31 protein-coding genes are annotated in these 16,426 nt (G+C 59.2%); 17 read left to right on the top strand and 14 right to left on the bottom strand.

Annotated features, from left to right (window positions below; all coding sequences use genetic code 11):
* Positions 1–468 (top strand): hypothetical protein, encoded by a 468-nt coding sequence (locus AB4N41_RS26085; protein WP_460138242.1) that lies wholly within the window; start codon positions 1–3, stop codon positions 466–468.
* Here AB4N41_RS26085 and AB4N41_RS26080 read toward each other — a convergent pair.
* From AB4N41_RS26080 to AB4N41_RS26015, 14 genes are all read right to left on the bottom strand, one after another.
* Positions 465–821: a hypothetical protein gene (locus AB4N41_RS26080; protein WP_460138241.1), complete on the bottom strand. Its 357-nt coding sequence runs from the start codon at positions 819–821 to the stop codon at positions 465–467. The two genes, AB4N41_RS26085 and AB4N41_RS26080, sit on opposite strands and share 4 nt — an antisense overlap.
* Positions 822–896: 75 nt before the next feature.
* Positions 897–1,361: a hypothetical protein gene (locus tag AB4N41_RS26075; RefSeq protein ID WP_460138240.1), complete on the bottom strand. Its 465-nt coding sequence runs from the start codon at positions 1,359–1,361 to the stop codon at positions 897–899.
* A complete protein-coding gene (locus AB4N41_RS26070; RefSeq protein ID WP_460138239.1) occupies positions 1,358–1,600 on the bottom strand; it encodes a hypothetical protein in 243 nt (80 codons plus the stop codon). The genes AB4N41_RS26075 and AB4N41_RS26070 overlap by 4 nt, the downstream gene beginning before the upstream one ends.
* Positions 1,597–2,364 carry a lambda exonuclease family protein gene (locus AB4N41_RS26065; protein ID WP_375123568.1) on the bottom strand — a complete coding sequence of 256 codons (768 nt, stop codon included), beginning with the start codon at positions 2,362–2,364 and terminating at the stop codon, positions 1,597–1,599. The genes AB4N41_RS26070 and AB4N41_RS26065 overlap by 4 nt, the downstream gene beginning before the upstream one ends.
* Positions 2,361–3,119, bottom strand: a complete 759-nt coding sequence (locus AB4N41_RS26060; RefSeq protein ID WP_460138238.1) for an ERF family protein — start codon at positions 3,117–3,119, stop codon at positions 2,361–2,363. Before AB4N41_RS26060 ends, AB4N41_RS26065 begins: the two co-directional genes overlap by 4 nt.
* Positions 3,120–3,126: 7 nt before the next feature.
* Positions 3,127–4,290: a hypothetical protein gene (locus AB4N41_RS26055; RefSeq protein ID WP_460138237.1), complete on the bottom strand. Its 1,164-nt coding sequence runs from the start codon at positions 4,288–4,290 to the stop codon at positions 3,127–3,129.
* 156 nt (positions 4,291–4,446) lie between these two features.
* On the bottom strand, positions 4,447–4,572 hold the full coding sequence (locus AB4N41_RS26050) for a hypothetical protein (protein WP_460138236.1): 126 nt from the start codon (positions 4,570–4,572) through the stop codon (positions 4,447–4,449).
* On the bottom strand, positions 4,569–4,739 hold the full coding sequence (locus AB4N41_RS26045; protein ID WP_172834020.1) for a hypothetical protein: 171 nt from the start codon (positions 4,737–4,739) through the stop codon (positions 4,569–4,571). The genes AB4N41_RS26050 and AB4N41_RS26045 overlap by 4 nt, the downstream gene beginning before the upstream one ends.
* Positions 4,736–4,951 (bottom strand): hypothetical protein, encoded by a 216-nt coding sequence (locus tag AB4N41_RS26040; protein WP_460138235.1) that lies wholly within the window; start codon positions 4,949–4,951, stop codon positions 4,736–4,738. Before AB4N41_RS26040 ends, AB4N41_RS26045 begins: the two co-directional genes overlap by 4 nt.
* Positions 4,948–5,373: a hypothetical protein gene (locus AB4N41_RS26035; protein ID WP_460138234.1), complete on the bottom strand. Its 426-nt coding sequence runs from the start codon at positions 5,371–5,373 to the stop codon at positions 4,948–4,950. Before AB4N41_RS26035 ends, AB4N41_RS26040 begins: the two co-directional genes overlap by 4 nt.
* A gap of 24 nt (positions 5,374–5,397) precedes the next feature.
* Positions 5,398–5,985 (bottom strand): hypothetical protein, encoded by a 588-nt coding sequence (locus AB4N41_RS26030; RefSeq protein ID WP_460138233.1) that lies wholly within the window; start codon positions 5,983–5,985, stop codon positions 5,398–5,400.
* A 484-nt stretch (positions 5,986–6,469) separates the two neighbouring features.
* Complete coding sequence (locus tag AB4N41_RS26025) at positions 6,470–6,652, bottom strand: hypothetical protein (protein WP_460138232.1); 183 nt, start codon at positions 6,650–6,652, stop codon at positions 6,470–6,472.
* 583 nt (positions 6,653–7,235) lie between these two features.
* Entirely contained in the window at positions 7,236–7,613 is a 378-nt protein-coding gene (locus tag AB4N41_RS26020; protein WP_460138231.1) for a zinc ribbon domain-containing protein, read from the bottom strand.
* A gap of 16 nt (positions 7,614–7,629) precedes the next feature.
* Positions 7,630–8,352 (bottom strand): XRE family transcriptional regulator, encoded by a 723-nt coding sequence (locus tag AB4N41_RS26015; protein WP_460138230.1) that lies wholly within the window; start codon positions 8,350–8,352, stop codon positions 7,630–7,632.
* Between AB4N41_RS26015 and AB4N41_RS26010 the strand changes: the two genes are divergently transcribed.
* The 16 genes from AB4N41_RS26010 (at position 8,351) to AB4N41_RS25935 (ending at position 16,411) form a co-directional block, all read left to right on the top strand.
* On the top strand, positions 8,351–8,677 hold the full coding sequence (locus tag AB4N41_RS26010; protein ID WP_460138229.1) for a YdaS family helix-turn-helix protein: 327 nt from the start codon (positions 8,351–8,353) through the stop codon (positions 8,675–8,677). The genes AB4N41_RS26015 and AB4N41_RS26010 overlap by 2 nt on opposite strands.
* Positions 8,678–8,709: 32 nt before the next feature.
* Positions 8,710–8,904: a hypothetical protein gene (locus tag AB4N41_RS26005; RefSeq protein WP_353187460.1), complete on the top strand. Its 195-nt coding sequence runs from the start codon at positions 8,710–8,712 to the stop codon at positions 8,902–8,904.
* Positions 8,905–8,923: 19 nt separating this feature from the next.
* Positions 8,924–9,166, top strand: coding sequence for a hypothetical protein (locus AB4N41_RS26000; RefSeq protein ID WP_460138228.1), 243 nt, complete (start codon positions 8,924–8,926; stop codon positions 9,164–9,166).
* Positions 9,167–9,336: 170 nt separating this feature from the next.
* A complete protein-coding gene (locus AB4N41_RS25995) occupies positions 9,337–10,065 on the top strand; it encodes a Rha family transcriptional regulator (RefSeq protein WP_460138422.1) in 729 nt (242 codons plus the stop codon).
* A complete protein-coding gene (locus AB4N41_RS25990; protein ID WP_460138227.1) occupies positions 10,065–10,847 on the top strand; it encodes a Pyocin large subunit-like protein in 783 nt (260 codons plus the stop codon). The genes AB4N41_RS25995 and AB4N41_RS25990 overlap by 1 nt, the downstream gene beginning before the upstream one ends.
* Positions 10,837–11,643 carry an ATP-binding protein gene (locus AB4N41_RS25985; protein WP_460138226.1) on the top strand — a complete coding sequence of 269 codons (807 nt, stop codon included), beginning with the start codon at positions 10,837–10,839 and terminating at the stop codon, positions 11,641–11,643. Before AB4N41_RS25990 ends, AB4N41_RS25985 begins: the two co-directional genes overlap by 11 nt.
* Before the next feature lies 1 nt (position 11,644).
* On the top strand, positions 11,645–12,145 hold the full coding sequence (locus AB4N41_RS25980; protein ID WP_460138225.1) for a hypothetical protein: 501 nt from the start codon (positions 11,645–11,647) through the stop codon (positions 12,143–12,145).
* Positions 12,142–12,549, top strand: a complete 408-nt coding sequence (locus tag AB4N41_RS25975; RefSeq protein ID WP_460138224.1) for a recombination protein NinB — start codon at positions 12,142–12,144, stop codon at positions 12,547–12,549. The genes AB4N41_RS25980 and AB4N41_RS25975 overlap by 4 nt, the downstream gene beginning before the upstream one ends.
* Positions 12,539–12,817, top strand: a complete 279-nt coding sequence (locus AB4N41_RS25970) for a KOW domain-containing RNA-binding protein (RefSeq protein ID WP_460138223.1) — start codon at positions 12,539–12,541, stop codon at positions 12,815–12,817. The genes AB4N41_RS25975 and AB4N41_RS25970 overlap by 11 nt, the downstream gene beginning before the upstream one ends.
* Complete coding sequence (locus tag AB4N41_RS25965; protein ID WP_460138222.1) at positions 12,808–13,458, top strand: recombination protein NinG; 651 nt, start codon at positions 12,808–12,810, stop codon at positions 13,456–13,458. Before AB4N41_RS25970 ends, AB4N41_RS25965 begins: the two co-directional genes overlap by 10 nt.
* Positions 13,455–14,150 carry a hypothetical protein gene (locus AB4N41_RS25960; protein WP_460138221.1) on the top strand — a complete coding sequence of 232 codons (696 nt, stop codon included), beginning with the start codon at positions 13,455–13,457 and terminating at the stop codon, positions 14,148–14,150. Before AB4N41_RS25965 ends, AB4N41_RS25960 begins: the two co-directional genes overlap by 4 nt.
* A 173-nt stretch (positions 14,151–14,323) precedes the next feature.
* Entirely contained in the window at positions 14,324–14,563 is a 240-nt protein-coding gene (locus AB4N41_RS25955) for a hypothetical protein (RefSeq protein WP_157284026.1), read from the top strand.
* 323 nt (positions 14,564–14,886) lie between these two features.
* Positions 14,887–15,210, top strand: coding sequence for a phage holin, lambda family (locus AB4N41_RS25950; RefSeq protein ID WP_038861473.1), 324 nt, complete (start codon positions 14,887–14,889; stop codon positions 15,208–15,210).
* A complete protein-coding gene (locus AB4N41_RS25945; protein ID WP_460138220.1) occupies positions 15,207–15,593 on the top strand; it encodes a hypothetical protein in 387 nt (128 codons plus the stop codon). Before AB4N41_RS25950 ends, AB4N41_RS25945 begins: the two co-directional genes overlap by 4 nt.
* Positions 15,553–15,735 (top strand): hypothetical protein, encoded by a 183-nt coding sequence (locus tag AB4N41_RS25940; RefSeq protein ID WP_047297581.1) that lies wholly within the window; start codon positions 15,553–15,555, stop codon positions 15,733–15,735. Before AB4N41_RS25945 ends, AB4N41_RS25940 begins: the two co-directional genes overlap by 41 nt.
* Before the next feature lie 52 nt (positions 15,736–15,787).
* Entirely contained in the window at positions 15,788–16,411 is a 624-nt protein-coding gene (locus AB4N41_RS25935) for a putative metallopeptidase (protein WP_460138219.1), read from the top strand.
* Positions 16,412–16,426: the final 15 nt, after the last annotated feature.

Here is a 16,426-nt window from a genome sequence, read left to right as displayed (position 1 = left end):
ATGTCAGCTACTGCGGAAATGCTTTTCAACCTTCAGAAATTTCAACTTCTCGCGCTCTTCACGAGCGATCGGACTGGCAGGAATATCACTCCAGCTTACGCATACGCCTGGGACAACGGTGTTTACCCGATTGGCAACGACGGCGCGCATTGGCATGAACCCTACAAGGAACAGTTTGCGGTCAGCGAAGAGCAGGTTTCCGAGTTGGCAGGATTTCTGGATAAAAAGTGGCGGAAAAAGGAGAAGATCTCTTTTTATGAGTTGGAAGACCATTACGATATACAAGGACTTTCGAGCTCTGGCTCGGAGTGGGATCGAGGAACTTTGATAATCACCTGCCACTATTTTTATCTGCTCGGCTGGTTCGATGAAGATTTTTGGAAGGGTCTGGTCGGTCATTCAGACTGTCCATCCGAGTCGCATTCGATACGGCGCGAGTTCACACCTGAGGACGTGTATTTCCTTTAAGCGCTCGGCGTGACAATTTCATCGCCGGGATCGGCGGTAATCTCGGCCATGCTCTTCTCGTAGAAAGCTCGCGACACCTTTTCGCTTGGTTCATAAGGTGTCGTGACATTCCGCAGCATCCAAGTCTGCGTTTCGAAGTCAGCGTCGATTAGGTTCTTCAGCAGCCGCTGGTGAATGTCCTGCTGGTTGTTGATCCCGTGGGCGGCCATGACTCGCTTGAGATCAGGCTTGAACACCCCGGCGACCTCAACCGTAAACTTCTCGACGCCCAATGCAGCGTCCTTTGCTGCTGCCTTCTCGCGCTTTTTCTTCTGCTTGATGGCTTCCTTCGTCGGCTCCTGTACTTCGGCCATGGCCTACCTCTTCAATTCCGCTGGCCGGCAAGTCCAGCCAGGTCTGTCGTTTACGTTGCTGGGTGCGAAAACGTCTCACGCTGCGACCTTCACCTGATGCCAGGCGCCGGCGGCGTAGAACAGCTTCGCGGCTTGGGCTTCGTCCATCGAAATCTCGTCGGGAATGGCGATCCAGCCTGACGCAACCAGATGATTCGGGTTCGCGCTGTTGCGCAGCTCCAGGTAGTAATACTCGATGGCATCGGTCAGGCGCTCGACCTTGTAGATGCCCTCGGGAGATATCTCCACCGACTTGATGTACTCGGCGCCGCGCTCGTCTCGACACATGGCGGCGATGTAGATCGTCCAGCGGTAGGCGAAATCGAATATCGCGTTGGCGATAGCCAGACTGCGGATCTGCTTGCAGCTCTTCCAGTTCGCCATGATCTGGCTGCCACTGGGGTCGATGTTCACCACCGCGACGTGGTTGGTGCGCAGCAGCGCCCGGCAACTGCGTTCAGCCCGGGCGAAACCGTTGTTGGGTTTGCGTTTCGACTTCATAGCGAGTCCGCCATTTTGCGCAGCGTCTTGCGTTCGGCCGCCGAGATCGGCTTCGGCCGCCGCTTGAGGACCGTTTCAGGGTCTATTTTCTTCGAGCGAGGAGGCGGCAGCGGGTTGCGCGGCGGACTTTTCAGTTGGTCGATCCGCCCGCCGGCGGCCAGGTACTGTGCGATTCGCTCAGCGATCGACTCGGCGTCCGGCCGGTGCTGCTCGACGAGGTTGAGGTGGTTGCTGATCATGCTGCTTTACTCCGAAGCTTCGCCTCGTATCCGTCCACCAGCAGCTTGAACTGCCAAAGGTCTTCTTCGAGTTGTTCGATGTAGTCGTCGTCGCGCTTGAATTCCTGCAGCCAGAGCTGGCGACCAACTGGTTTCAGGAGAGGGCAGTACATTCCGATATGCCACCACTTGCGGCCGGTGATCCACATGCAGCCCTGTACCTGGTCGATAACCTCGCTGGCATCGTTGTCGATGTGGAACGCGCGAAGCTTGTCAGGCGAGAGGAAGCACTTGTACTCCGACCCGCCGTCCTCACCGATGAACCCGTCTGCACTGGCGCCGAACACGCCGTCATCAGTTTTCACCAGACCGACTTGCGTAACGATCAGGCCTGTCTGAATCTCGTGTTCCATGCGGGCTTCGGGTTCGAGTTCGTGTCCACGTCGCATCTGCCACGTTTCGAAGCCACCATCCAGCGGCGCACCGCCGATCCGTTCAACGGCCAGTTCGAAGGCGTAGGTGAGTGCGGCGTTCGATGGTTCGCCGACCTTCTCGCCATCGAGAGCTCGCTGCACGACTTCGGCCTTCGGCCCGGCCTTGTAGCCAGCCACGTCGCGGGCCTTGCTTTCGCTATGGCCGGCCAGGATCGCGTCGACATACTTCCGCTGCTGGGCGGTGAGCCCGTTCACCTTGGATCGGGCGGTGCTGAACATGCTTGCAGTGATGACTCCGGCGCGGCCTTGCAGCCATTCAGCGGAGCCCTGAGTGCAGTTGAGGACGATCATTGAGGCGCCTCCAGCTTGGCTTTGTGGACGGTGACGGCGGTCTTCACTGTGGAATAACCGTTTGTGTCACCTGATGCTTGCAGGACTTTCAGGCTCGCCTGCCAGACGTCTTTCAGTTCGTCCGGCGTTGTGGTCTGCCCGACACGCTCAAGGATGTCGGCGACGACCTGGGCGCGCATGTCGTCCGTATCTGAGCCATCGGCTGATTGCCCGTCGTCGTCGCGGGTTTCGCCGGTGGTGATGTTGAGCAGCGCGCACATGACGTAGCGCTTGCCATACGTGGTGGAGGAGCCGACCGCCTGCACTTCGTTACGGCCTTTGCCGATATCGACCGGCAAAGTCATGGTTGTTTGCTCGCGGTGACCGCCTCGGTGCATGAGGATCCCGGTGACCTTGATTACTTTGTCTTCGGTTTCAACCTTGAAGGTGATGGCGAAGCCATGCTCTTGCATGATCGGCTTCAACGTGTGAGTGATGTGATCAAGCGTGGCGTAGGAGTTGCCGGTGTGCAGGTTCACCGCACCCTCGAACACAGTCGGGATGTTGCACTGCATCTCGGCCATGGCTGCGTTGAATTCCTGCTCGGCGGTCTTGGCCTGCATGCGCTCATGCATGGCGAGCAGGCGCTCCATCTTTTCGATATCGCAGGTCGGATCGGCGGCAGCGCGGCTGATGACCGCCATGATGCTGTTGTCCGTCGAGATCGGCACGACGGCTTGCCGGCGCTGCTCCGGCATGATGATTTCGGTAGACATGGCGACCTCAGTAGCTGATTGAAATGGCGGGGATCTTGCGCTGGGCGATCAAGGTGATTGCCTGCTTGGCGCATTCCTCGGTCATGCCGCCTTCAATGAAGGCTTCCAGAGCGGCACGGTTGATCTGCTTTTTGTGTTCCAGATCGGCCTCGCGCGCCTGCTGTTGGCGGACGATTTCGGCAGCCGCTGCATCGGCGCGGCGGCGCTCGTCGGCACGCGCTTGCTCAGCGGCTTGTTCGGCACGTTTCGCCGCAGCTTGGCGTTCCTGCTCTGCGCGTTGCTCTGCGGCGATGCGGTTCGCTTCTGCCTGCTCCGCTGCCAGTCGAGCCTGCTCAGCCTGCTGCTCAAGCTGGAGGCGCTGGCGTTCGGCCTGAGCTTCTGCGTCACGGGCAGCTTGCTCGGCAGCACGCTGTGCGGCGGCAGCCTGATCAAGCAACTCTTGCTCGCGGCGGGCGGCGGCTTCTCGTTCGGCCTGTGCACGCTGCTCAGCTTCGCGGCGGGTGCGCTCTTCAGCTTCCCGGGCGATCTGTGCGTCCCGATCGCGCTGAGCCTGTGCTTCGGCTTCGGCACGCAACCGGATCAGTTCCGCCTGCTCAGCTTCGTACCGCGCTCGCTCGGTGTGCAGGGCGCGCAGCTTGATCAGCGTCTGGTCTTTCACCTGGGCGGCTTCGGCCAAGAACTCTTCCCAGCTATCGCCGATTTCGAGCAGCTCAAGGTCAGCGATGATGTTTGCGAGGTGGCCGGACGTCGGCGCCGCTTCGAAGATGGCGAGATCCTTGATCTGCTGGATCGCGTCGTTGTGCTTGTCGACCCGAGCATCTTCGGCTGCCTGCCAGTCATCCAGAGGCTTCCGCACTTCCTTCTGCCATGCTTCAAGCGTGTCCCACACGCGCTTCCGCTCAGCATCGATCAGCTTGGGGATTTCCTTTTGCTTGGCGGAAATCTCTTTGCCCACTGCTTCAAGCGCCGTTTTCGATTTCGCGATCGAGTGCGCCATTGATGCGTAAGCTTCGCGGCCTTTGCGAGTCTTGAGATCGGGCAGGACCTTCTTGAACTCATCGACCTTTGCGCGCACCTGGTCAAGCCATGGGTCGAGCCCGTTCGGCTTGCTGTAGACGGCGAGGGCGGTTTCTGCCGGTGGCACCGCTGCCAGTTCGGTATTTGCGGACACGGGGAATCCTTGCCGCGACGTGCGCAGCGCTTGAAGTTGAAAGTCAGGAGGTGATGCGATCGGCGAGGGCGCTGAGCAGCATCAGGAAGGTGTAAATCGAAAGGACTCGAAACGAGCCGCGTCGAATCAAGATGCGGCGTGCACGCTGAAGGCTGGTCATCGGAACACCTGGTAGGTGGTGGAGCGCGGCACCTGGCAAGTGCCTGAGCCGTCTTTCACGATGCCGTAGGCGCCTGCGCCGGCAATCAAGATCACAACGAGAATCCAGTAGACGAGGTTCATGGCCGAGCCCTCACAGCGATCCGGCCTTGTTTGATGGCTGCCACCAGTGGAGGGGGAAGCGCTGAAACAGGAAGTTCGCGAGGGATGCCAGCGCCGACAACTGCGAGGCTGCGTGCAATCTCCTCCAGTTGCTCGTCGAGAAGCGTTTTCACCGGTGCAGTAGTCATGCCGAAACTCCTTTCAGATGCGCGTTTCGCTCGACGAAATTGGCGTCCAGCCCATCCCGATAACGATTGGCGGTGCGGGTGTCGATGATCTCGGCGAACTCTGCCATTTCGATCATGCCCATGACGAAGGTGCGATCCGGCACCGGAGTGCAGGATTTGCGCATCTTCGCGATCTCAAGGCCCAGCCGGGCCAGTGCTACCTGATTGCTCATAGCTCGTTGTCCTCGGCCTGGGCGATCAGCGCGTCATCGGCAAGGGGTCGAAGTAGGCCCTCTGCGATTTCGCCAAGCTTGCCCAATGGGTGGTCGCTGGGGCCAAGGAGTTCGGCGGCGGCGACCTTGTCAGCGTGACCGCGCTCGGCGGCGATCAGCAGGTAGCCCAGCGAAGCCGTGGTCACCTCGCAGTCTGCAAGCCGTCCGTTTGCATGCTCATCAACTGCCAGAGCGAACTGGTCCAGCGTGACGCCCTGAGCCGGCCGCATGCGGCGCTGCACCTTCACGTCGCAGCCATGCCGAACCATCTGCTCTACGGCGCTGTACAGCCACTCACCCCGAGCAACTTCGCGAGGGCTTTCGCTCACCGGAGGCGGCAGTCGGTTATCGAATTCACTTTGTGCGAGCGCGGTTGCGTTCATGGTTGCCTCCAGAGTGGGGGTAGATCAGGAGTCTGCTGCGATATCGGCGAGGATTTGCGCCTTGCGCTTTTCGAAGCGGGCGCTCCAAGTTGGCCGACCATCTACGTACCAGATGGTCGCGCCACGCTTGCGAAGCTTCCGGGCTCGAGCAGGAGAAATTCGATTACCCCATTTCTCGGTGCGGTAGATGGCTTCCCAGTACTCGATCGTCTCGCGCTTGTCGTACTTGTAGTACCGGCTGCTCGGCTTGTTTTTCGAGAGCCATTCATTCACCAGCGATACGTCGACTGTGGCCGAGCTGAAGACGTAGCAGCTCGCAAGAGACTCAAGAGTTCCGACACCGACCTGTGCGGTTGGTACGCCAACATCAGCGCCGCATGACCAGACCTGACCCTTGCATTCAAGCGTCGACCCATCGGTAAGCTTGATCGTGAAGGCCCGACCGGCGAAGGCATCACGCGATCCAGGCTCAATCTTCAGGAAGTCGTAGAAGCCGCCGTCGTTGGATATCAAAAGGTTTCCGGTGCGCTCGTAAACGCAGCGGGGCAACTCGTCGAGGAGCAGAAACGTCTGCCCCTGCTTCGTCCTGATCACATCAATGATCTTCGGCATTACGGAAACCTCTTTGGTTAATCCAACAAAACTCGGATGCACTCATCCGCTCCGCTGGTTGCCGTTGGGCGCGAAGGGGAGTGCATTCGGGGTTTGTCGGGGTAGGGTGGGTGCAGATGGCCGGAGCTGATCCCGGCATGACTATTAGCGGCCTAAGTGACACCGGAGCTTCACCGGGGCGAAGGTTTCAGCCGCTTATTCTTGGACTCGCCGTGGCCATCTGGGCGCTTACTCACTCTACCGGCCACGATTCCCGCGATCCCTCAGGTCTTACACTTGCCCGTCAGCCCGGGCATTCATCTGCGTGTTGCGGTGATGCAGGTGGGCGGTTATAGGCCGCAGTTTCGTCCGCATCGGGGTGTGAACTGACCTGACCACATATTCCAGTTTCTTGGTTTATGGCGGGTCATTTCAGATCACACCCCGATGCGCTCTCATAGAGAGGATCGGGCAGTTAACGACAGGCTGTCGTGGCGCTGGTTGTTCAGTCGTGGTAGCTGAGCACCGTGTGAACGTCGTGCACTTCGCTGATCTCGCCGCACTCCAGCTCCTCGACCAGTTCGATGTACTCATCGACGTTTCCTTGGCGGTCCAGAGTGATAATCGCGATCTCGGTCACGACGCGGGTGATCTTCGCCTTCACGCGGCGCGGTTTTTGTTCTTGCATCGTCTTGCCCTCGGTTGTTTTCCCAATGCACCCGTCACCAGGTGCATCAGTGAAAATTTCCTGCTGTGACCCGCTGCTGGCGGCCGTCACTGACTTGAATCATCTGGCTGTCGGTACGGGATTACTCGCCATCCCGGGAGGCGCATTTAAGTCACCGCTTCGCACTTTGCCGGTAAAGCGCCTCATCTTGGCTCCGGCAGGGAGTGCTCACAGCGCAGATCGGTTAGTGCTGAATCCAGATGCATCAGCAGGTCGACCTGGTCCGGTAACCAGAGCCGGGCGTGGTTCAGTTCCAGAGCTGACATGGGGATCGAAATTTATGGTTCGCGTTGTTCGCCGTTTCCAGCGATGCCTTTAGGGCTGCCCGTTTCCGGGGATCGATCCGCGAATGGTTTGGGTTGTTAAAGAGCGGCGGGTCTGTCGACCCTGGCGCCGGGTTGCTTTGGCGTTGAGGCAAATCTACAACTGAAAATTGTAATGTGCAAGCAAGAGTTGTAATTATTTTTGCAGTTATGCATGAGATGGGTTTCCTGTAGGCGTAAAAAAGCCCGCGCTTGGCGGGCTCATTTGATATGTGCGGCGTTTAGTCTCTGCGCAGCGTCGCTGATCTGCCGTGCTTCGCCTCGAATTTGTCGACCATGCCTCGGCATGCGCCGCGCACGAACGTCTTCGTCTGCACAGATGCCAGCGGATCATCGTAGTCCTTCCAGCACAACTCTATCGCCAGGCGATCACGATCTTTCTCCGAAGGCGGTCCTGATAGGGCGCCGATCACAAGAAGCAATCCGAACAAAACCAGCGGAACCAATATGAACCATGGCCAGATCGGCTTGCGGGCTGGTTTTGGCGGTTCGCCGCTGACGGTTCCAGTCAGAAGGCTGGTGCCGCAGTGCTTGCACTTGATGGCCTCGGCTTTGATCGTTTCTGCGCAATAGGGGCAGGCCTTTACCGCTTCGTCCATGTTGAAGCCTCTGAATTCAATTCGCGCGAGAGTACATCGCCCACCAAAAAACATGCCCAAGAATCGCTATCTGCTGCTCCTGGATCTGCTCGAAGGTGTAGTTCTCGTCCGGGTGTTCGTCGTGGTTGAAGCTGCGTAGTTTGATGCCTGTGGGAGTCCGGTAAACTTGCTTCACACGAAGCTGACCGTTGTGGTTCAGCGCGTACATCTCGCCGTCGACGATATCGCCGAGCGAGTTTTTGCCCATGTTCACGCCCACTGTGGCGCCATCCCGAAGCACCGGCATCATGCTATTGCCGCTCACCGTCACGCACTTGGCGTTGCTGAATTGAACGCCGTTGTTGCGCAAATCCTTCTTGAAGAAGCGAAGCCTCGCGCTGTCGCTTTCTTCAATCGCGAATCGCCCAGTGCCCGCCGCCAGCTCGACTTCCTTGAGGAAGGGGACGTAGACCTCGTCGTCACCGAGAGGCGTTTCGTCATCCCACGTTTCGATTGAGCTCAATGAAGTGTCGGCAGTCCGACTCTGGCTTTCGAGCGGGCCAGCCTCGCCCATCAGGTAGGCAACCGAAACCCCAAGCACGTCACTCAGCATTTTGATCTTTGGATTTCTCGGGACCGTTCGCCCGGATTCCCAAGCTTGGACGGATTGCGGGCTCACTTCGAGCTTGCGCGCCAGCTCGGACTGATTCAGCCCAGCAGCCTCGCGGGCTGCAGCGATTCGGGAAGAGGTAGTAGTCATGGCCGCGAGAATACAACTCGAACTTGTAGCTAGCATTGCAATTCTCACTTGTAGTCGCGATTCAAAAGCTGTAACTTTGCGTTGTAATTACCAGTTTAACGAGGACGCTATGGAACAGAACGCAGCAGAGCGTGCAGCTAAGGCAGCAGGCGGCCAGTCGGCCCTCGCTCGCGTCCTTGGCTGTACGCCACAAAACGTACAGCGCTGGTGCGCCACCGGCCGGGTTCCGGCCGAGCGTGTAATTCCCGTCGAGCAAGCAACCGGCGTATCCCGCCATGACTTGCGCCCCGACCTGTACCCCAACGAATCCAGTAAAGCCGCATAACCATTTTCCATTCACCCAGGAGCAAGACCCCTATGGCCTACGACGACAGCCGTCACCTGAAGGATCGGGAAATCAAATCCCGCTACGACGATGAAACCTACGAGGCATTAAGAGCCGTAGCGCGTCTTCACAAGCTGCAGCCCGCTGTATTCGTGCGCATGTGCGTTGAGGAAAAGCTGGAGAGCATCGTCGAGATGGATGCTAACGGTAAACACATGCAGGCCTGAAGGCCCTGAAGGAGGCTATGTGCCTGAAACCACGATCTGCCATGGGATCGATGGGCGCCTCTACGAAAAGCTTGAAAGGTTGGCAAAGGCCGCAGGAATGACGCCTGACGACTATGCCGCAAAGCTTGGAACGGAGCGCTTTTTCGAGAAGACCAGGCCAAAAGGCGCCGGAAAACTCCGGCATCTACCAACCGCAAGGCGAGCCCAGCAAGGTCCCGTAATAGGGACTGAAAAAGGAGGGGCTGATGAAGTCCCCGAATGACAAAACCCAAATCGCAGGCGAAAAAAAACCACCAGGCCCGGTGGTTTCTTCTACTGCATACAACAAAAGCATCTGTGAGGCGAATTATGCATACCTCTAACCATGATGTACAGGCCCTCAAAAAGCCCGCGACACCTTTTTATAATTCCGAAAACGTGTCGCGACACACTATGTCTTCTCGCGAGATCGCCAACGTCACCGGCAAGCGTCACGCGAACGTCAAGCGGGACATTCTCGCAATGCTCAAAGAGCTCAAGGCAGATGCACTCAGTTTTGAGCACATCTACTTGGACGGCCAAAACCGCGAACAAGTCGAGTATCTGCTGGACCGCGAACACACCGATTGCCTGCTTACCGGCTACAGCGCGCCAATGCGGATGAAGGTGATTCGCCGCTGGCGTGAACTGGAGCAGCAGGATGGCGCCCGCCAAGCTGTTCTCGCCAACGGCACGAAGGTAGTGGGGGAACTGGCAATTCTCGAATGCTTCACGCGCCTGCTGAAGCCCGCGCCGTCCAGCCAGGTGCTGATGCTTGCACAGATCGCAAAGAACAACGGCCTGGAGTCGAGTTTCCTCCCAGGCTACGCAATCGACGCCGCGCCCGATGCCACCGGCGGCTCCTCAATGCCTACAAAGTCTGCCACAGCGCTGCTGAAGGACTGCGGCATCCGCTGCGCCCCGGCGGCTTTCAATCGTGCGCTGGCCGACCACGGCTTCCTCAAGCAACTCCAGCGTAAGAACTCCAAACACGAGATGGTCGACTTCTGGTCCGTGACTGAAAAAGGCCTCAAGTACGGCAAGAACCTCACCAGCCCTCAATCCCCGCGCGAGACGCAGCCTCACTGGTATGTCGATCGCTTCCTCGAGCTCGCCGGCATCGTCGGCAAAGGCAGCAAGTAATGGCCGGAGACTGGATCAAAATGCGAATCGACCTTCAGACGCATCCGAAAGTGTTCCGCATGGTGTCCGCATTGAAAGCGGACAGACTTCGGATCATTGGCGGACTGCACATTGCGTGGAGCATCTTCGACACCCATTCCGACGACGGTGTGCTGCACGGTTACAGCGTCGATGCGATGGACGCAGTGGTTGGCTGGCCGGGCTTTACCCAGGCCATGATCGAGGTGGAATGGGCGTCCGTGCAGGAAGACGGAAGCCTTGTAATGCCTCGCTTTGACGAGCACAACGGTGCCAGTGCAAAGCGTCGAGCCAACGACAGCGAGCGTAAGCGTAACGACCGCAAAAACAACTCTGTCCGCAATGTGTCCGCAAGCGATGCGGACAAAACGCGGACCAGAGAAGAGAAGAGAAGAGAAGAGAAGAAAGAGCAAGATCAAAAGCATGGTGCTGGCGCACCGGCGAAGTCTGCCAAATTCGATCCGCTCGCTGCCAAGCCTGAGAACGTGTCCGAAAAGGCTTGGGCCGACTGGTGCCAGCACCGCAAGGAAATCCGCAAGCCGCTGACCGCCAAGAGCTGTGAGCAGCAGGCCAAGGCCTTACTGGGCCATGCCGCGCCGGATCAGGTGCTCGCCACCTCGATCTCCAACGGCTGGACAGGCATCTTCCCGGACAAGGTCGCCAGCAACGTGCACCCGTTCCCGCAATCCCGCCACACCGGCTTCGCTGAACGCGACTATCACGCCGGCCTGATACAACGGGAGGACGGCAGCTATGCGCTCTGAGCCAGTCCAATCAACCCCGGAACTGCCGCCGGGCACCCGCATTCAGCCAGCCGAGTGCGAAACCCACGGCGCGTACGAGCAGAAGGTTTATGCCGTGCTGGGTCGCGAGCTGAAGAGCAACTGCCCTGAGTGCACTCGGATCTCCCGCGAGAAGTCCGAAGCCGCTGAGCAGGCCAACAAGGCGATGGAGTTGCGCATGTCCCTCGCTCGCAAGCTGGGCGATGCGCTGATCCCGAAACGCTTTACCACTCGCACTCTGGGCAACTACCAGGCTGAGAACGACGGCCAGCGCAAAGCCCTCCGGTTCTGCCAGCACTACGTCCAGATCTTCGACGAGATCCTGAAGACCGGTCGCTGCATGGTGCTGATCGGCAAGCCCGGTACCGGGAAGACGCACCTCGGCGCCGGCATGGCCAACGAGCTGCTGCACAACACGTCGCGCACGGCCGTGTACCGCACTGTCGGCGCAATCCTTCAGGCGATCCGCTCCACGTACGACAAGCACAGCGAACGCAGCGAGGCCGAGATTCTTTCGAGCCTGATCGACCCCGATCTGCTGGTGCTGGATGAGGTAGGCGTGAGCAAGGAGCAGCCGAGCGACTTCGAGCTGACGACCCTGTTCGCAATCATCAATGGCCGGTACGAGCAGGAGCGCCCGACGGTGGTGATCTCTAACCTCGAAGCCAGCCAGTTGCCGGCCGCCATGGGTGACCGCTGTGTCGACCGCCTGCGTGAGGGCGGAATGATCGTGGTCCCGTTCGATTGGGAATCGCAACGCGGCAAAGAGGGTTTCTGACATGACCATCGACAAACAAAAACTCCAGAAGCTGCTGTGGGCCGAAGCCGCGTCATTCCGTGCCGACTGCGCAGACTGGAAGCGCAACACTGAGGCGCTGCAGGAATTCCTCGGGGAGAAGACCGTGGAGGAGGTGGCGCTGGAGCTGCTGGCAGAGAACGAGCGGCTGAAGACATTGCAGAGCACAACCGAGCGTGACCTTGCGCAAGAGCTTGAGGTTTGGAAGCACGGGCCGTCCTGCTGGAATTGCGGAGACACAGGTGACGTGCATGACATGGTCGGCGAATGGCGTGGCCAATGCGATTGCAATGCAGCCAAGTTGATTGATGTTTCCAGCGAGCGCGACCGGCTAAAGGCCGAGAACGAGGTGCTGCGTTCTATCGCGGAAAAACATCAGATTCGCCTCGAAACGGTTCGCTGCTTGCTTGGCGCCTCAGTGCCCAGCGACAGCGAGCTCGACATAGCTATCTGTGCCGCCATGCGTGTCGGAGGGCAGCCATGAACCCTGAATACACAATCCGCGACCGAAGCGATATCAACCGCCTCGCCGGCGCCCTGCACGCTATCGATCTGACCAAGCCGAAGGTGGTGGTGATCCGCGACGAGAAACGCCCGGACATCTGCAACCGCAAGATGTGGGCAATGCTCAAGGACGTATCCGAGCAAGTGATCTGGCACGGCAAGAAACTGACCAGTGAAGACTGGAAGTGCCTTTTCAGTGCCTCGCTGGAGAAGCAGCGCGCAGAGCCAGGCCTCGACGGTGGCTTCGTGGTGATGGCCGTATCGACCCGCAAGCAGTCGCAGAAGTGGTTCAGCGATCTGTTCGAGCTGATGCATGCCTTCGGCGCCGAGCATGACGTGAAGTGGAGCGCAACTGATCACTGGGACGGCCGCTATGACCAATAACTTCAAGCCGGGCGATCTGGCGCTGGTGATTGCGGGAGGCCATTTGGGCGAAACGGCCGAGATCATCCGCTTCGTGCAGCCGGACGAGGTGGTTGTGTCGCCTACTTCGGGGAAAACATATCAGTTCAGGCCTGCTTCCGGATTGGGAGGATGGCTGTGCAGTTTTAAGGATTGCCTCGCCATCAAGCACGAAAAGAACCTCATGCCACTGCGCGGCGACTTTGAGCCCGAGCAGCAGAAAGCCAAGGAGGCTGAGCCATGCGCGTAGCCCTCAACGAGAGGAAGGCTGCGAGGCCGAAGAAGTGCAAGAACCCAGCGTGCGGCATCAGCTTCCAGCCGCAGCGCTTGGGGCAAGCGGTTTGCAGTCCGAAGTGTGCGCTGGCCATTGCGCCGGCGAATAGCGAGAGAGCCAGTAAGGCGATCGCCCAGCTCGGTCGCCGCGAGATCAAGGTCCGCAAAGAGGCCCTGAAAAGTCGCGGCGATCACCTCAAGGATGCCGAGAAGGCTGTGCGCGACTATCGGCGCACCTATGAGCTGAGCATCGGCAGCGGTTGCATGAGCTGCGGCGAGTCGCAGGAATCGATTCTGGCGGCGCAGGGCTGGAAGACTGGAGGTGCGTTCGATGCCGGCCACTTCCTTGGCAAGGGCGCACGGCCCGAGCTGCGGCTGGTGCCGAACAACATCTGGTTGCAGTGTAAGAGCTGCAATGCCGGGTCATCCAAGTACGCCAGAAAGGGCCAGACGGTTTCGCAAGGATTCCGCACCGGTTTGATTGCCCGCATCGGTCTGGAGGCTGTTGAAGCGCTCGAAGCAGACCACGAACCGCGCAAGCACACCGTAGAAGAACTCAAGGCGATCACCGCCGACTACCGGGCCAAGACCCGCGAACTGAAGAGGGCTGCAGCATGATCTATCCAAGTGTTCTGAACGCAGTTGTCTCGGCCCTCGCGGCTGAGGCGATCGACAACACCAGCAAGCAGGCGTGGCAGAAGCTGTACAACTCTGCCGACGAAGATGAGGGCGGCGATCTGGCGACTCTGGTCCGTTCCCGTGGTGCCGACAACATCGACCGCACTCAGGTTGATTGCTGGGTATCCGCGCGGCTGCACAGCGCACTCGAGCAGAAGCATTGGGATGCGCTGGTGGCGAAGTACAGCACCCACAAGGGACGCAAGGTGCAAGCCATTGCGGCAATGCAGGTCCAGATCAACACGCCGGCGCCGAAGCTGTTCCTGTTCAAGGCGACCACTGCCTGGGCTATCCCGCAGCTGAAGGGCGCGCGACCGAAGGTGGCGACGTCCGTATCCGTCGAGATCCCGATCGATGCGCCAGAGTGGCGCCGTGAGGCTGTGGTGAAGGCTGCGCTGGCGGCCGGCCAGGCGAAGGTCAAGCGTGACAGCTCCCGATCGGCCGACATGATCGTGCTCAAGGACAGTTTTTACGACATGAACACCTGGGATAACGACGGCACGCCGGAGTCAACTCGCCGCCGCTGGCGTCAGGATATCGGCAAGGCAGCTGATGACCTGGTGAACGAGGCGCTGGCACACGCCGCCGACATTCTCGGAGGCGAAGGTTTGCTGATTGAACAAGCGGCGTGATTGCCTGTTGACATCAGTGAGCGAATGAGCGAAATTAATCCCATCCTGTCATTCCTGCGCGTATCGAGGAGTGACAAACGAAACCCGGCCACCGCGCCGGGTTTTTTATTGCCCAAATGCAGGCGAAAGACCGGAAAGACCCTCCTGCTCAATCGACGTTCGAGGATCTACCGATGACCCACATCACCCGCTGCAAAATGACTCTCCGCTCCAAAGGGCCTGTTCAGGGCTCGACGGAATCACTGACGCGCCTGCACTTCGGTGCGGTGTGGTCGGCCAATCCGGCGGAAGAAGACGCGATCTATGGCAAGTACACACCCTACGGCGAATACGTCGTAAACGTGGCTGCGGACCGCGCCGAGCATTTCGAAGAAGGGAAGGACTACTACTTCGATATCTCGCCAGCTTTCTGATTTACCTGTAGCCAGGGCAGCCTTCGGGAAGGCCTGGACGTCGATAGCCGGATAGTGCGACGCACGGATCAACGCCGGCAGCCCGCGCACTCTGACCTCACATGCTTGTGGAGTGGCGCGAGACTGGATCAGCGAGATCGATGCAAAGGGGCGTCGACGCTGGGATAGTCTTTGGCCGACAGCTCGGAAAGACGAGCGCACCTATTCAGGGCCTCAGCATTCGATGGGGCTTTTTCGTTTTCGGCTCCCCACACCCATAGCCCCGAGCTGGGAGTGCAGCGGACGCCGGATTTATCAATCTCCCCATGGGGGAGGCAACCCGGATGCCAAACATGCCTGACAAGCCAGACACATGGGCCAAGCTCTGGCTGGCGTTGAGCAATCCGCTAATGGCGGGCGTCATCATGGCCATCACCGTTTGCTTGCTTCGCGTCATCTACGACGGAAAAGAAACCAGCGTGCGCCGGATCATTTTCGAGGCGCTGATCTGCGGATCGCTGAGCTTGGTCGCGTCCAGCGTTATTGAGTGGATGGCCTGGCCTTCAAGCCTATCGATCGCCGCCGGAGGGACTATCGGGTTCCTCGGCGTGACAGCCATTCGCGAGCTGGTGACCCGCTTCCTCGGTCGCAAGGCGGATGCCGCATGAAGGCCTTCGCTGCAGCAATCATCATCGCCCTGGTAGGCATGCTCCTCGTTGGGATTCAACAGTCGCGAGTCGTCGCCCTACGCGGGGAGGTGGCATTCGAAGCCAGCGAGAAGAAGAAGGCGGTCGACGCCAACCTCGAAAGCCAGGCCACGATCACCACACTCCGCGCCGAAGCCCAGCGCAACGCCGATTACCAGAAAGACCTGAACAAGCGGTTACAGGCCAGTCAGGCCAAAGCCAAAAAGGCGGAGAAGAACTTTGAAGAACTCAAGCGCAACAGCAAGCCTGTTCGTGATTGGGCTGCTCAGCCTCTGCCTGACGGCCTGCGCGGGAAAGCCGGCGGTGGTAACAAAGACAGCGGCGGTAAGAGTCGAGCCCCCTGAGCTGGTGCCTTGTGAGCGGGTTGCTGATGAAGACCTCGCCGACAACGGCCAGCTGTGGGAGCTGAAGAACCAAGCAATCAACCTGCTCGACACCTGCGCAGATCAGGTGGACGCGCAGATCAAGCGCAGTCAGAGCAAGTAGGTCGCGACACGTTTCGCGAGAGTGCAAATTGTGTCGCGACACGGAGGATTGAATGGAAAGGCCAATGCCTCCCGCGTCATTGCTCGAGCTGTCTGACCTTTCCAGCTTCGGTATTCGCCTAATCCCTGCGCCCGAGGTGTGGGAGTGGATCCAGGCCGAGATCCTCGCCGACACCGGTAGCATCCACAACCCAGACCACGCCCATCTGATCGATGCTGACATTCGCGTGATGTGGGCGTCCGCCGCCTTCACGAAGAAAGGGCGCACGGTTGTCGGCCAGGCTGAGCAGATAGCGTTCCGCGCCGGCGGTTGGCAGAAGGCCCGTATGGAGCAGCAGATGCTGGATTGGTTCGGCGACGTGCCGGCTTACATCATCACGCTGGCTGCCGACTACTGCGCTGATTGCTCAGACGCTGACTTCTGCGCACTGGTGGAGCATGAGCTGTACCACATCGCTCAGGCGACCGATCAGTACGGCGCACCCAAGTTCACCCAGGAAGGATTGCCCAAGCTTGAGATGCGCGGACACGACGTTGAAGAGTTCGTCGGTGTGGTGCGTCGCTATGGGGCAAGCGCTCAAGTGCAAGAGCTGGTGGACGCTGCAAACAATCCTGCCAAGGTGGGGAAATTGAACATTTCGAGGGCCTGCGGAACCTGTCTGCTCAAGTCGGCCTGAGGATAGACAGCAATA

The organism is Pseudomonas sp. S2_A10 (assembly GCF_054668465.1).
Note: the sequence above shows the minus strand (reverse complement) of the source record. Positions and strands in the feature narration are given on the sequence as shown.

Excerpts from the sequence above, each read along its gene's own strand:
- AB4N41_RS26010 (WP_460138229.1), top strand. The coding sequence starts at position 8,351 with ATGGCCGCGAGAATACAACTCGAACTTGTAGCTAGCATTGCAATTCTC.
- AB4N41_RS26070 (WP_460138239.1), bottom strand. The coding sequence starts at position 1,600 with ATGATCAGCAACCACCTCAACCTCGTCGAGCAGCACCGGCCGGACGCC.
- AB4N41_RS26050 (WP_460138236.1), bottom strand. The coding sequence starts at position 4,572 with ATGAACCTCGTCTACTGGATTCTCGTTGTGATCTTGATTGCCGGCGCA.
- AB4N41_RS26025 (WP_460138232.1), bottom strand. The coding sequence starts at position 6,652 with ATGCAAGAACAAAAACCGCGCCGCGTGAAGGCGAAGATCACCCGCGTC.
- AB4N41_RS25950 (WP_038861473.1), top strand. The coding sequence starts at position 14,887 with ATGCCAAACATGCCTGACAAGCCAGACACATGGGCCAAGCTCTGGCTG.
- AB4N41_RS25985 (WP_460138226.1), top strand. The coding sequence starts at position 10,837 with ATGCGCTCTGAGCCAGTCCAATCAACCCCGGAACTGCCGCCGGGCACC.
- AB4N41_RS25965 (WP_460138222.1), top strand. The coding sequence starts at position 12,808 with ATGCGCGTAGCCCTCAACGAGAGGAAGGCTGCGAGGCCGAAGAAGTGC.
- AB4N41_RS26015 (WP_460138230.1), bottom strand. The coding sequence starts at position 8,352 with ATGACTACTACCTCTTCCCGAATCGCTGCAGCCCGCGAGGCTGCTGGG.
- AB4N41_RS25975 (WP_460138224.1), top strand. The coding sequence starts at position 12,142 with ATGAACCCTGAATACACAATCCGCGACCGAAGCGATATCAACCGCCTC.
- AB4N41_RS25945 (WP_460138220.1), top strand. The coding sequence starts at position 15,207 with ATGAAGGCCTTCGCTGCAGCAATCATCATCGCCCTGGTAGGCATGCTC.
- AB4N41_RS26060 (WP_460138238.1), bottom strand. The coding sequence starts at position 3,119 with ATGTCTACCGAAATCATCATGCCGGAGCAGCGCCGGCAAGCCGTCGTG.
- AB4N41_RS26030 (WP_460138233.1), bottom strand. The coding sequence starts at position 5,985 with ATGCCGAAGATCATTGATGTGATCAGGACGAAGCAGGGGCAGACGTTT.
- AB4N41_RS26045 (WP_172834020.1), bottom strand. The coding sequence starts at position 4,739 with ATGACTACTGCACCGGTGAAAACGCTTCTCGACGAGCAACTGGAGGAG.
- AB4N41_RS25955 (WP_157284026.1), top strand. The coding sequence starts at position 14,324 with ATGACCCACATCACCCGCTGCAAAATGACTCTCCGCTCCAAAGGGCCT.
- AB4N41_RS25990 (WP_460138227.1), top strand. The coding sequence starts at position 10,065 with ATGGCCGGAGACTGGATCAAAATGCGAATCGACCTTCAGACGCATCCG.
- AB4N41_RS26040 (WP_460138235.1), bottom strand. The coding sequence starts at position 4,951 with ATGAGCAATCAGGTAGCACTGGCCCGGCTGGGCCTTGAGATCGCGAAG.
- AB4N41_RS26065 (WP_375123568.1), bottom strand. The coding sequence starts at position 2,364 with ATGATCGTCCTCAACTGCACTCAGGGCTCCGCTGAATGGCTGCAAGGC.
- AB4N41_RS25960 (WP_460138221.1), top strand. The coding sequence starts at position 13,455 with ATGATCTATCCAAGTGTTCTGAACGCAGTTGTCTCGGCCCTCGCGGCT.
- AB4N41_RS25935 (WP_460138219.1), top strand. The coding sequence starts at position 15,788 with ATGGAAAGGCCAATGCCTCCCGCGTCATTGCTCGAGCTGTCTGACCTT.
- AB4N41_RS26085 (WP_460138242.1), top strand. The coding sequence starts at position 1 with ATGTCAGCTACTGCGGAAATGCTTTTCAACCTTCAGAAATTTCAACTT.
- AB4N41_RS26075 (WP_460138240.1), bottom strand. The coding sequence starts at position 1,361 with ATGAAGTCGAAACGCAAACCCAACAACGGTTTCGCCCGGGCTGAACGC.
- AB4N41_RS26035 (WP_460138234.1), bottom strand. The coding sequence starts at position 5,373 with ATGAACGCAACCGCGCTCGCACAAAGTGAATTCGATAACCGACTGCCG.
- AB4N41_RS26080 (WP_460138241.1), bottom strand. The coding sequence starts at position 821 with ATGGCCGAAGTACAGGAGCCGACGAAGGAAGCCATCAAGCAGAAGAAA.
- AB4N41_RS26020 (WP_460138231.1), bottom strand. The coding sequence starts at position 7,613 with ATGGACGAAGCGGTAAAGGCCTGCCCCTATTGCGCAGAAACGATCAAA.
- AB4N41_RS25995 (WP_460138422.1), top strand. The coding sequence starts at position 9,337 with ATGTCTTCTCGCGAGATCGCCAACGTCACCGGCAAGCGTCACGCGAAC.
- AB4N41_RS25970 (WP_460138223.1), top strand. The coding sequence starts at position 12,539 with ATGACCAATAACTTCAAGCCGGGCGATCTGGCGCTGGTGATTGCGGGA.
- AB4N41_RS26005 (WP_353187460.1), top strand. The coding sequence starts at position 8,710 with ATGGCCTACGACGACAGCCGTCACCTGAAGGATCGGGAAATCAAATCC.
- AB4N41_RS25980 (WP_460138225.1), top strand. The coding sequence starts at position 11,645 with ATGACCATCGACAAACAAAAACTCCAGAAGCTGCTGTGGGCCGAAGCC.